Here is a 12,222-nt window from a genome sequence, read left to right as displayed (position 1 = left end):
TTTGGGAAGGTCGGGAATAGAGCATCATCATCTGCATGAAAGCATATTCCACCACTGAGCGTATATCAAATTATGCACAACGGTTGCGTTTCGGCTCACGTTGCCATTGGGCGGGCAAAGGCCGACAATGGGCCTTCATCCATTTGCACCTCGGGCCATCAGGGAGAAAAAAATGATCCATTACGGGCACTATATCGGCGGCAAGAACGTCAAGGGCACTTCCGGACGCGAAGCCGACGTGTTCCAGCCGCTCGACGGCACGGTGCGCGCCAAGGTGGCGCTTGCTTCCAAGTCGGAACTTGATGCGGCCGTCGCCAATGCGAAAGCGGCACAGCCGGCGTGGGCGGCGACCAACCCGCAGCGCCGCGCGCGCGTTTTCATGAAGTTCCTCGAACTGGTGACGCGCGACAACGACGCGCTGGCCGAGCTTTTGGCTCGCGAGCACGGCAAGACCATTCCCGACGCCAAGGGCGACATTTTGCGCGGCGTCGAAGTCGTCGAGTTCGCGCTTGGCATCCCGCATCTGCTGAAGGGCGAGTTCACCGAGGGTGCCGGCCCCGGCATCGACCTTTATTCGATCCGCCAGCCGCTCGGCGTCGTTGCCGGCATCACGCCGTTCAACTTCCCGGCCATGATCCCGATGTGGAAGTTCGCCCCGGCCATCGCCTGCGGCAATGCCTTCATCCTCAAGCCTTCCGAGCGCGATCCCGGCGTGCCCATGAAACTGGCCGAACTGATGACCGAAGCCGGCCTGCCGGACGGTATCCTCAACGTCGTCAACGGCGACAAGGAATCGGTCGATGCCATCCTCGACCATCAGGACATTTCGGCTATCGGCTTCGTCGGCTCGTCGGCGATCGCGCAATATATCTACGAGCGCGCCGCCCAGACCGGCAAGCGCTGCCAGTGCTTCGGCGGCGCCAAGAACCACATGATCATCATGCCCGACGCCGACATGGACCAGGCGGTCGATGCGCTGATCGGTTCCGGCTACGGTGCCGCCGGCGAGCGCTGCATGGCGGTGTCGGTTGCGGTTCCCGTCGGCAAGGCGACCGGCGACAGGCTGATGGAAAAGCTGATCCCGCGCGTCGAGAGCCTGAAGATCGGCCCCTCGACCGATCCGGCAGCCGACTTCGGCCCGCTGGTCACCGCTGCGGCGCTGGAGCGCGTGAAGAATTATGTCGAGATCGGCATCAAGGAAGGGGCAAAGCTTGCCGTCGATGGCCGCGGCTTCAAGATGCAGGGCTATGAGAACGGCTTCTATATGGGCGGCTGCCTGTTCGATAACGTGACGCCGGACATGCGCATCTACAAGGAAGAAATCTTTGGCCCGGTTCTGTCGGTGGTGCGCGCACACGATTTTGAAGAGGCGGTGCGTCTGCCGTCCGAGCATGAATATGGTAACGGCGTCGCCATCTTCACCCGCGACGGCGATGCCGCGCGCGATTTCGCTGCCCGCGTCCAGGTCGGCATGGTCGGCATCAACGTGCCGATCCCGGTGCCGGTTGCCTACTACACGTTTGGCGGCTGGAAGAAGTCCGGCTTTGGCGACCTCAACCAGTACGGCCCGGACTCGGTGCGCTTCTACACCAAGACCAAGACGGTCACCCAGCGCTGGCCATCGGGCGTCAAGGAAGGCGCAGAGTTCGCCATGCCGACCTCCTGAGTCGGCTTTCGGGCCAATCCCGATATTGAAAAAGGGCGCTGCTTCGGCCGCGTCCTCTTTTGTTTTTGGCTGCTGCCTGAGCTTAACGCCGTGCAGCCGCCTCGGCATGGGCGCAGAGCAGCGCCATCAAGCGTTCGGCGTCCGCGGCCGCTAAATCCTCGTCGCCGGACAGGATGGAGCGGATCAGGCCGACATGGTGCTCGGCGGCTTCGGCCAGCCCGGTCTCGGCCCGGTAGCGAAACCAGAAGCGGCGGCTGTGGGTCTGCAGGGGTGCGGCCAGCCGTGCGGCAAAAATGTTGTCGGCGGCGAAGGCCAGCGCTTCGTCGAACGCCTTGTCGGCTTCGAGGAAGGCCTGCACGCTGCTGGAGACGGCGGCCCCCTGCATGGCAAGCGCCGCAGCGTGGAAACGGTCGGTGGCGGCGCGGGTGACGTAGCGCGCGGCCGAGCGGGCCAGCACGATCTCGACGCCGCGTCTCGCATCCAGCACCCGTACCCAATCGCCGGCATGCAGCGGCGCAATGGCGATGCCGGCGCGGGGCCTGATGTCGAGCAGGCCTTCCCAGGCAAGCCGCTGGATCGCCTCGCGCACCGGGGTTCGCCCAAGCCCGAGCCTGTCGATGAGCGTGCCTTCGGTAACGAAGCTACCGGGGGCCAGTTCGAGCATGACGATCATGCGTTCCAGTGCCCGGTAAGCCCGTATGGCGGCTGGCTCGGAGGCTGAGGCTTCTTCCGTAAGCGCCACGAATATCTCCTGATATATTGCCTGCATATCATAGCTTGAATCGCATTGACAGCCGGCACGCAGCTTTGATATGCGGTAGATATATCAGATGGAGAGCCACTATGTGGTCTGGAATTTTTCCTGCCGTCACTACCAAGTTCACCGAGGACGACCGTCTCGACCATGCCCAGATGGAGCGCTGCTTTGCACTTCAAATGGATGGCGGCTGTGACGGAATCGTCGCCTGCGGCTCGCTTGGCGAGGGGCCGATGCTGTCGATCGACGAGCAGTTCGAAGTGTTTCGCACGGCACGAAAGATCGCTGGCGGGCGAGCGCCGCAAGGCGGTGGAAAAGATCGTCAAGGGCGCGCTTGCCGCGCGCCCGACATTGTCGAACTTGTCGAAGGCGGCGTAGTACCTCAACCATGACCAGCACTTCTCTCGACATCGCCATTGTCGGCGGCGGCATCATCGGCATTTGCGCGGCGGCCTATCTGGCGGAGGCGGGGCGTTCCGTCACCGTCTTCGACCGCACCGGCATCTGCGAGGAGACGAGTTCCGGCAATGCCGCCGCCTTCGCCTTTACCGACATGCTGCCGCTTGCCCACAAGGGCATGATGCGCAATCTGCCGCGATGGCTCATGGACCCGCTGGGGCCGCTTGCCATCCCGCCCGCATACCTGCCCAAACTTGCGCCCTGGCTGTGGCGCTTCTGGCGCGCCGGCTCCGACAGCAATTACGAAGCCAGCCTGGTCGCGCAGGCGGCGCTGATGAAGCTTGCGGAAGCGGAATGGATGGGCCTGATGGACCGTTCCGGCACGCGCCCGATGCTGCGCGAGGACGGCTCGATCGAGTTCTATGAAAGCGAGGCGGAGTTTTTGGCCTCGCTGCCCGGCTGGGCCGTGCGCGACCGTTTCGGCATTGCCTATAGCCACCTCGAAGGCCAGGAACTGGCGGAACTCCAACCCGGCGTGTCGCCGCGCTTCGTCAAGGGGACTTTCGTTCCCGAATGGAAGACGGTCGCCGACCCCAAGCTGCTGGGCAAGGCGGTCTGGGCCTATGCGCAGACCAAAGGCGCACGCTTTGAAAAGGCGCGGGTCGATCGCATCGAAGCAGGCGAGAACGGGGCGACGCTCATCTTTGCCGCCGGCGCGAGACGGCAGGCCAGGACGCTGGTGCTTGCCGCCGGTGCGTGGTCGCATCTGCTGGCAAGGCAACTGGGCGACCGCATCCCGCTCGAAACCGAGCGCGGCTACAACACGACGCTGCCGTCCTCCGCTTTCGATGTGAAGCGTCAGCTTATTTTTCCCGGCCATGGGTTTGTCATCACGCCGCTCTCGACCGGGCTTCGTATCGGCGGCGCCGTCGAACTTGGCGGCATCGAGCGAGCACCTAACTATGCCCGCTCAAGGGCGCTGCTTCAAAAGGCGAAGACATTCCTGCCGGGCCTCAATCCCGAAGGCGGCCGCGAGTGGATGGGGTTTCGCCCGTCGCTGCCGGATTCGCTTCCGGTCATCGTCAAGGCGCCTGGTGCGGCAAACGTCGTCTATGCCTTCGGCCACGGCCATCTCGGCCTGACACAGGCGGCAGCGACGGGCCGCTTGATCCGCGACCTGGTGCAGGAGCAAAGTCCGGCTCTCGATCTTTCTCCCTTCAGTTCCAAACGTTTCTAAGAGTACGCCATGGCCAAGAAATCCTTCTTCTGCATCGACGGACATACCTGCGGCAACCCGGTGCGGCTGGTGGCGGGTGGCGGGCCGCTGCTGGAAGGCTCGACGATGATGGAGCGGCGCGCGCATTTCCTGGCTGAGTATGACTGGATCCGCACCGGCCTGATGTTCGAGCCGCGCGGTCACGACATGATGTCGGGCTCGATCCTTTATCCGCCGACGCGCGAGGATTGCGACATCGGCATCTTGTTCATCGAAACCTCCGGCTGCCTGCCGATGTGCGGCCACGGCACCATCGGCACGGTGACGATGGCCATCGAGCATGGGCTGATCAAGCCAAGGACGCCGGGCATGTTGCGGCTCGACACGCCGGCAGGCCTGGTGAGGGCGCAGTACAAGCAGGTTGGCGACTATGTCGAGGAAGTGCGCATCACCAACGTGCCGTCCTTCCTCCATGCCGAAGGGTTGACGGTGGAATGCCCGCAACTGGGCGAGATCAAGGTGGATGTCGCCTATGGCGGCAATTTCTACGCCATCGTCGAGCCGCAGGAGAATTTTCGCGACATGGCCGTTTATTCAGCCGGCGAGCTGATTGCCTGGAGCCCGGTGGTGCGCCAGCGGCTGAACGAGAAATACAGCTTCGAACATCCGGAAAATCCCGGCATCAACCGGCTGACGCACATGCTGTGGACCGGCGCGCCGACCGTGGAAGGCGCGCATGCCCGCAACGCCGTCTTCTATGGCGACAAGGCGATCGATCGCAGCCCTTGCGGCACCGGCACGTCGGCGCGCATGGCGCAACTTCACGCCAAGGGAAAACTGAAGGTAGGCGACGCCTTCGTGCACGAATCCATCATCGGCTCGCTGTTCAAGGGCCGGGTCGAAAAGGAGGTCGAAATGGCGGGCCGGCCGGCGATAATCCCGTCCATCGGAGGCTGGGCGCGGATGACCGGATTGAACACGATCTTCATCGACGACCGCGATCCGTTCGCCCACGGCTTCGTCGTCAAATGAGGCGGCGAAGCACTTTCGGGCATCAAGCGGCGCGCGCACGCAAGGATGGCGGTTGTGCAACGATCCTTTCAGCAAATCGATTTTAGTCGTGGTTTCTTCCAAAATTGCCACGGGAAAGGTTCAAATCCGCAAAGACATTGGATTATACCAAGGATATGGTGCGGCTGGACCACAGGCCCGGAGAACAAGCGAACGGGGCAGTCCGCCTCGAAAAAACGTGCTCCGTAACGGAAAATCACGTTGCATTCCGGGCTCGAGACTTTACGACTAGGGGAAGATAAAAAGGGATGCGCTTGATCGAGCGACATTCCAGGGGAGCAGCGGCACCATGCAATATTTTATCCAGCAGCTTATCAATGGGCTGACGCTGGGGTCTATCTATGGGCTGATCGCGATCGGCTATACGATGGTCTATGGCATCGTCGGCATGATCAATTTTGCCCATGGCGACATTTTCATGGTTGGCGCCTTTGTCGCCCTGATCGTCTTTCTCGTCCTGGGTGCGCTGTTCTACTCGATACCGGTGGTCGTCGCGCTGCTGATCATGATGATCGTATCGATGATCATGGTTGGCCTCTACAACTGGGTGATCGAGAAGGTGGCCTACCGGCCCTTGCGCGGCTCCTTCCGCCTGGCGCCGCTGATCACGGCAATCGGCATGTCGATCGCTTTGTCCAATTTCGTGCAGGTGACGCAGGGTCCGCGCAACAAGCCGATCCCGCCGATGATCAGCCAAGTCTATAACATCTACGGCGTCAGTGTTTCCCTGAAGCAGATCGTCATCGTCCTGGTTACCGCCGTGCTGCTGTTGGTCTTCTGGTATGTCGTCAACAAGACGTCGCTGGGGCGCGCGCAAAGGGCGTGCGAGCAGGACCAGAAAATGGCGGCGCTGCTGGGCATCGACGTGGACCGCACCATCTCGATCACCTTCATCATCGGCGCGGCGCTGGCCGGCGTCGCAGGCACGCTGTTCCTCATGTATTACGGTGTCGTGGTGTTCTCCGACGGCTTCGTGCCGGGCGTCAAGGCGTTCACGGCAGCGGTGCTTGGCGGCATCGGTTCGATCCCCGGCGCAGTCATCGGCGGCTTGCTGATCGGCTTCATCGAAAGCATGTGGTCGGCGTATTTCTCGATCGACTACAAGGACGTCGCGGCCTTTTCCATCCTGGCGATCGTGCTGATCTTCCTGCCTTCCGGCATATTGGGCCGGCCTGAAGTCGAAAAGGTCTGAGAGAATGAGCGCAACCGTTTCCTCAGACAACGCAACCACGGCCCCGGCGCCGATCGCGCAGGCCTTTCGCGAAGCGCTCTTCGCTGGCGTCATGGCGTTCGGCTGCTTCGTCCTTCTGATCGGCCTCAAGACCGACCAGAATATCCGCAACGAACTGGTTCTGGTTCAGCGCTGGGGGCTGCTCGCCATTGTCGTCGCGCTCACCATGATCGGGCGCTTCTGTTACATCGCCTATGCCCGGCCTTTCCTTGCCCGGCAGAAGATCACCAACGTCACTACCGGCCTGTTGCCCGACAGCATGGCAACGCGCTTTTTCAAGGTTCCTTATTTCCTGGTGGCGGCCGCGCTGATCGTCGTCTTGTTTCTGGCGTCGGGTTCGCTCAACGGCCTGCTCGGGCCGGAACTCGCCGGCTATGCGCGCTTCCTTCGCGCGCTCTCCATTATCTACGCACTGGCCTTCACGTTCTTCTACTACCGCACCTTCATTTTGAGCCATAGCGCGGCGCTGGGCATCAGCGCGCTGGCGCTCTATCCGATCTTCATCGTGCTGCTTCTGGCGTTGCTGTCGGGGTCCATGGCGGGCGGCTTTCAGGGCTCGTTGAAATGGGTCGACAATTTCGGCATCCAGATCCTGATCTATGTGATGCTCGCCTGGGGGCTGAACATCGTCGTCGGATTGGCCGGCCTGCTCGACCTCGGTTACGTTGCCTTCTATGCCGTCGGCGCCTATGCCTATGCGCTGCTTGGCTCCCATTACGGCCTGTCGTTCTGGATACTGCTTCCCTGCGCCGGCATCATGGCCGCATTCTGGGGCGTGATCCTCGGTTTCCCGGTGCTCAGGCTTCGGGGTGACTATCTGGCTATCGTGACGCTCGCCTTCGGCGAGATCATTCGGATGATCCTCATCAACTGGCGTGAAGTCACCAACGGTTCGGCCGGTATCTCAGGCATCCCGAAAGTGTCGTTCTTCGGCCTGTTTTCCTTCAATGTCAGCGATCCGAACTACATTTCCAAGGTATTCGATATCGCCCAGTCGAGTGCCTACTATAAGATATTCCTCTATTATCTCATCCTGCTTCTGTGCCTGCTTACCGCGTTCGTCACCATAAGGCTGCGCCGCATGCCGGTGGGCCGCGCCTGGGAGGCGCTGCGTGAAGACGAAATCGCCTGCCGGTCGCTCGGCATCAATACCACCACGACGAAGCTGACGGCATTTGCCACCGGGGCGATGTTCGGCGGTTTTGCCGGGGCGTTCTTCGCCGCACGGCAGGGTTTCGTCAGCCCCGAATCCTTCGTCTTCCTGGAGTCGGCGATCATCCTCGCCATCGTGGTGCTTGGCGGCATGGGCTCGCTGATCGGCATCGCCATTGCGGCGGTGGTGATGATCGGCGGCACCGAGGTGCTTCGAGAACTGGATTTCCTGAAAGTGGTGTTCGGGCCGGACTTTACGCCGGAGCTTTACCGCATGCTGCTGTTCGGCATGGCCATGGTCATCGTCATGGTCTGGAAACCGCGCGGCTTCGTCGGCAGTCGTGAACCGACGGCATTCCTGAAAGAACGAAAGGCCGTTTCCGCGTCCTTCACCAAGGAAGGGCACGGCTGATGGCAACGAACACATCGGCGGCATCCAGCACCATGACCGAAAACGTCCTTCAGCTTGAACATCTGTCGATGAAATTCGGCGGGCTGATTGCCATCGGAGACCTGTCGTTCGCGGCCAGGCGCGGCGAGATCACCGCCTTGATCGGCCCCAACGGGGCCGGCAAGACGACCGTGTTCAACTGCATCACGGGCTTCTACAAGCCATCGGAAGGCATGATCCGCTTTACCGGCAAGGCGGGGAACGAATTCCTGCTCGAGCGCATGGCCGATTTCCAGATCACGGCCAAGGCCAAGGTCGCCCGCACGTTCCAGAACATCCGCCTGTTTTCCGGCATGACCGTGCTGGAGAACCTGCTGGTGGCGCAGCACAACAAGCTGATGAAGGCATCCGGCTATACGGTGCTGGGCCTGCTGGGCATCGGCGGCTACCGTGAGGCGTCGGCGCAATCCATCGAGGTCGCGAAATACTGGCTGGACAAGGCCGAACTGGTCGATCGGGCAGACGATCCGGCGGGGGACTTGCCCTACGGTGCGCAGCGGCGCCTGGAAATCGCGCGCGCCATGTGTACCGAACCGGAACTGCTGTGCCTCGACGAACCGGCGGCCGGCCTGAACCCGCGTGAGTCGCTGGCGCTCAACAAGCTGCTCATGGACATCAAGAAAACCTCGGGCACCTCGATCCTGCTGATCGAGCACGATATGTCCGTGGTCATGCAGATTTCCGACCATGTCGTGGTGCTTGAATACGGGCGCAAAATCGCCGATGGCAATCCGGAATCGGTCAAGATGGATCCGCGCGTCATTGCCGCCTATCTGGGCGTCGACGACGACGAAGTCGAAACGGTGCTGACCGAGGTTGGCGACGACGACGTGCTGGAGCGGCTCGATGCCGGACCCGATCCGGAACATGGGCCGAGCGCATCGGCTTCCATGCTGGCCGGGCCGATGAGCGAGACGGTCGGTCATCGCGATGGCGAGCGGGTTACCGTCGCCAAGGGGGCGTCGAAAGCCGGACAGGCGGATGCGATCGCCGAGCGGCGGAAGGCTGCACCGGCCCAGCCTGTGCCGTCAAAGGCCGCGCCGGCAAAGTCTGCATCGGCCCAGTCTGCGCCGGTAAAGGCCGCGTCGAAGTCCGCACCGGCAAAGGCCGGTTCTGCGGCAGGACGCAGCTCGAAAGCGGCGGCGGCTTCGCCCTCGGGCTCAACCGCGAAATCAGCCGCGGCAAAGAAGCCAGCGCCGGTTTCCGCACCGAGGGCGACTGCAACGCCAAAGCCTGCGTCCGTGAAGGCTGCCCCGGCCAAGCCGGCCCCCGCTGCCAAGCCGGCCCCTGCTGCCAAGACGGTCGCACCGAAGGCTGCGGCCAAGCCAATTGCGGGCAAGTCGACAACCGCCGCGCCTTCCACGGCGGCCAAACCCGCCCCGAAAGCTGCTGCCTCCAAAGCTTCGGCCCCGAAAGCCCCGGTCTTGAAGGCTCCGGCCTCGAAGGGGATCGCGAACCGTCTTGCCGCGCCGCGCGGCGGCAGGCCAGACGATTTGCTGGTGATCAAGGGGATCGGGCCGGTCAACCAGCAAAAGCTCAACGAGCACGGCATCTTCCATTTCGACCAGATCGGCGCGTGGAAGAAGGCCGATATCGAGGCTGTCGAGAGCTATCTCGCTTTCGACGGGCGCATCGCCCGCGAAGACTGGATCGGGCAGGCCAAGGCTTTTGAAAAAGCCGCCGCCAAACAGGCTTCGGCCAAACAAAAAGCGGCACCGGCTGCGGTCAAGCGCGGGGGGCGTAAATAATGGCCGGCAATACTCTACTCGATATCAAGGGCGTCCATACGTTCTACGGCAACATCCAGGCGCTGAATGGCGTCGACGTCCATGTCGAGAAGGGCGAGATCGTCGCCCTGATCGGGGCCAACGGCGCGGGCAAGTCGACACTGATGATGACCATATTCGGCGCGCCGCGGGCGCGGGCCGGCAGCATCGTCTTTGCCGGCACGGACATCACGCAGATGCCGACGCACCAGATCGCCAGGCTGCGCATCGCGCAGTCGCCGGAAGGGCGTCGTATCTTCCCGCGCATGACGGTGCTGGAAAACCTGCAGATGGGGGCGAGCCTCGATGGCCTGAAGCATTACGACGAGGACGTCGAGAAGGTGTTCACGCTGTTTCCCCGTCTCAAGGAACGCATCGCCCAGCGCGGCGGCACCCTGTCCGGCGGCGAGCAGCAGATGCTGTCGATCGGCCGTGCGTTGATGGCGCGCCCAAAACTGCTTTTGCTGGACGAGCCGTCGCTCGGTCTGGCGCCGCTCGTCGTCAAGCAGATCTTCGACGCCATCCGCGAGTTGAACCGTACTGAAGGCCTGACGGTATTCCTGGTCGAGCAGAACGCATTTGGCGCGCTGAAACTGGCCACGCGCGGCTATGTGATGGTCAACGGCAATGTGACGATGAGCGGAACCGGCAAGGAACTGCTGGCCAATCCGGAAGTGCGTGCCGCCTATCTCGAAGGCGGCCGCTAACACGCCACTTATGGCCTGGCAAAGTTGGGAGCGATCGATATGCAGGGCATTCTTCACGAGGAACCCTCGATCTTGCAATTCTTCTTCGTTACCTGCCTGCTTGGCGGGTGGGCGGCATGGATGACGGGCAAGGCCTGCGCGCAGACGTGGCGGTCCTTGCCCAACCTCTTCCTGTACCTGCTCGGTCTTGGAATTGCGGTGCGATTCATCCATCATGCCTTGTTCGACGGCACGATGTTTTCCCTGCAATTCTACGTCGTCGATACGGTCGTCCTGATGATCATCGGCTTCATCGGATACCAGTATACACGCACGAACCAGATGGTGACGCAGTATCACTGGCTCTATGAAAGAGCATCGATCCTGAGCTGGAAATCCAAGGGTTGACGTTCATGATTAACGCCGATCCGGGGATGAATCGGCGTGACAAGGCCAGCAAAATCGGCAAAGTACACTTTCTGCGATAATGGGTGGGCATCGCATGAAAGCATCATCCACGCCCACTCCATAAATGGGAGCGTTATACATGAAAAAATCACTCTTGTCCGCGGTCGCACTGTCGGCGCTACTGGCGTTTGGCGGCAGCGCATGGGCGGATGTCCTGATGGGCGTCGGCGCCCCGATCACCGGCCCGAACGCCGCCTTTGGCGCGCAGTTGCAGAAGGGCACGGAAATGGCCGTGGCGGACATCAACGCCGCTGGCGGCATGAATGGCGAGCAGATCAAGCTCAGCGTCGGCGATGACGTGTCCGATCCGAAGCAGGGCATCTCGGTGGCCAACAAGTTCGTGGCGGACGGCGTCAAGTTCGTCATCGGTCACTTCAACTCGGGCGTCACGATCCCGGCTTCGCAGGTCTATGCCGAAAACGGCATCCTCGATGTGACACCTGCGGCAACCAACCCGCAGTTCACCGAGGCCGGCCTGTGGAACACGATCCGCGTCTGCGGCCGTGACGACCAGCAGGGCGACGTTGCCGGCGCCTACATCGCCGCGAACTTCAAGGACGCCAAGATCGCCGTCATCCACGACAAGACGCCATACGGCCAGGGTCTTGCGGACGCCACCAAGGGGGCGCTGAACAAGCTCGGCATGAAGGAAGTCATGTATGAAGGCGTCAATGCCGGCGACAAGGACTTCTCGGCACTGATCGCCAAGATGAAGGAAGCCGGCGTCACGCTGATCTATTGGGGCGGCCTGCACACCGAAGCCGGTCTGATCATCCGCCAGGCGGCCGACCAGGGCCTGAAGGCGCCGATGTTCTCCGGTGACGGCATCGTCTCCAACGAACTGGCCTCGATCGCCGGCGATGCGGTTGCCGGTACGCTCAACACCTTCGGTCCGGATCCCCGCAAGAACCCGGCTGCGCAGGAAGTTGTCGCGAAGTTCCGTGCGGCCGGTTTCGAGCCGGAAGCCTATACGCTCTATTCCTATGCCGCCACGCAGGTCGTCGCTCAAGCCGCTAACGCGGCCGGCAGCAACGATCCGCAGGAAGTCGCCAAGGCGATCAAGTCGAAGGGTCCGTTCAAGACGGTTCTCGGCGAATTGTCGTTCAACGAAAAGGGCGACCGTACCGACGCTGACTATGTCGTGTATGAGTGGAAGAAGGGCGACGACGGCAAGTACAGCTACGTCCAGATCAACTGAGCCTATCCAGTTTTTAAGGAAAATGCCCGGCGCGCTGCGCCGGGCATTTTTCGTTTTAGGCGAACTCCTCCCGGCAGGGCCGTTTTTTCCGGCGCAAGAAAAGAAGGCGCCGGCGCTGTTATCGGCAATTTTGTTTGCACTGCAGCATTTTCGCGTTATTC

General features: G+C 62.0%; 10 protein-coding genes and 1 pseudogene. 10 read left to right on the top strand and 1 reads right to left on the bottom strand.

What is annotated here, in order from left to right; all coding sequences use genetic code 11:
• Positions 1-172 precede the first annotated feature (172 nt).
• Entirely contained in the window at positions 173-1,666 is a 1,494-nt protein-coding gene (locus ACX3P0_RS09485; RefSeq protein ID WP_459079285.1) for a CoA-acylating methylmalonate-semialdehyde dehydrogenase, read from the top strand.
• A gap of 82 nt (positions 1,667-1,748) precedes the next feature.
• Here ACX3P0_RS09485 and ACX3P0_RS09480 read toward each other — a convergent pair whose 3' ends face one another.
• A complete protein-coding gene (locus ACX3P0_RS09480) occupies positions 1,749-2,435 on the bottom strand; it encodes a GntR family transcriptional regulator (protein ID WP_459079286.1) in 687 nt (228 codons plus the stop codon).
• Between the two features lie 74 nt (positions 2,436-2,509).
• Here ACX3P0_RS09480 and ACX3P0_RS09475 point away from each other — a divergent pair.
• The 9 genes and pseudogenes from ACX3P0_RS09475 to ACX3P0_RS09435 all read left to right on the top strand — a co-directional run.
• A pseudogene (locus tag ACX3P0_RS09475) lies at positions 2,510-2,713 on the top strand (dihydrodipicolinate synthase family protein); the annotation flags it as partial.
• 98 nt (positions 2,714-2,811) lie between these two features.
• The gene (locus ACX3P0_RS09470; protein WP_459088021.1) at positions 2,812-4,059 is read left to right on the top strand and encodes an NAD(P)/FAD-dependent oxidoreductase; all 1,248 of its coding nucleotides are present in this window, start codon (positions 2,812-2,814) and stop codon (positions 4,057-4,059) included.
• A 9-nt stretch (positions 4,060-4,068) separates the two neighbouring features.
• On the top strand, positions 4,069-5,070 hold the full coding sequence (locus tag ACX3P0_RS09465) for a 4-hydroxyproline epimerase (protein WP_459088020.1): 1,002 nt from the start codon (positions 4,069-4,071) through the stop codon (positions 5,068-5,070).
• Between the two features lie 328 nt (positions 5,071-5,398).
• Complete coding sequence (locus ACX3P0_RS09460; RefSeq protein ID WP_459088019.1) at positions 5,399-6,301, top strand: branched-chain amino acid ABC transporter permease; 903 nt, start codon at positions 5,399-5,401, stop codon at positions 6,299-6,301.
• Positions 6,302-6,353: 52 nt separating this feature from the next.
• Entirely contained in the window at positions 6,354-7,904 is a 1,551-nt protein-coding gene (livM, locus tag ACX3P0_RS09455; RefSeq protein ID WP_459079448.1) for a high-affinity branched-chain amino acid ABC transporter permease LivM, read from the top strand.
• A complete protein-coding gene (locus ACX3P0_RS09450) occupies positions 7,904-9,691 on the top strand; it encodes an ATP-binding cassette domain-containing protein (RefSeq protein ID WP_459088018.1) in 1,788 nt (595 codons plus the stop codon). Before livM ends, ACX3P0_RS09450 begins: the two co-directional genes overlap by 1 nt.
• On the top strand, positions 9,691-10,416 hold the full coding sequence (locus ACX3P0_RS09445) for an ABC transporter ATP-binding protein (protein ID WP_459079290.1): 726 nt from the start codon (positions 9,691-9,693) through the stop codon (positions 10,414-10,416). The genes ACX3P0_RS09450 and ACX3P0_RS09445 overlap by 1 nt, the downstream gene beginning before the upstream one ends.
• A 39-nt stretch (positions 10,417-10,455) precedes the next feature.
• The gene (locus ACX3P0_RS09440) at positions 10,456-10,803 is read left to right on the top strand and encodes a DUF6867 family protein (protein ID WP_459079291.1); all 348 of its coding nucleotides are present in this window, start codon (positions 10,456-10,458) and stop codon (positions 10,801-10,803) included.
• A 139-nt stretch (positions 10,804-10,942) separates the two neighbouring features.
• A complete protein-coding gene (locus ACX3P0_RS09435; protein WP_459079292.1) occupies positions 10,943-12,061 on the top strand; it encodes a branched-chain amino acid ABC transporter substrate-binding protein in 1,119 nt (372 codons plus the stop codon).
• Positions 12,062-12,222: the final 161 nt, after the last annotated feature.

The sequence above is a fragment of the Mesorhizobium sp. A556 genome (assembly GCF_054489545.1).
The sequence above is the reverse complement of the archived record's forward strand: the minus strand, read 5'-3'. Positions and strand labels throughout refer to the sequence as shown.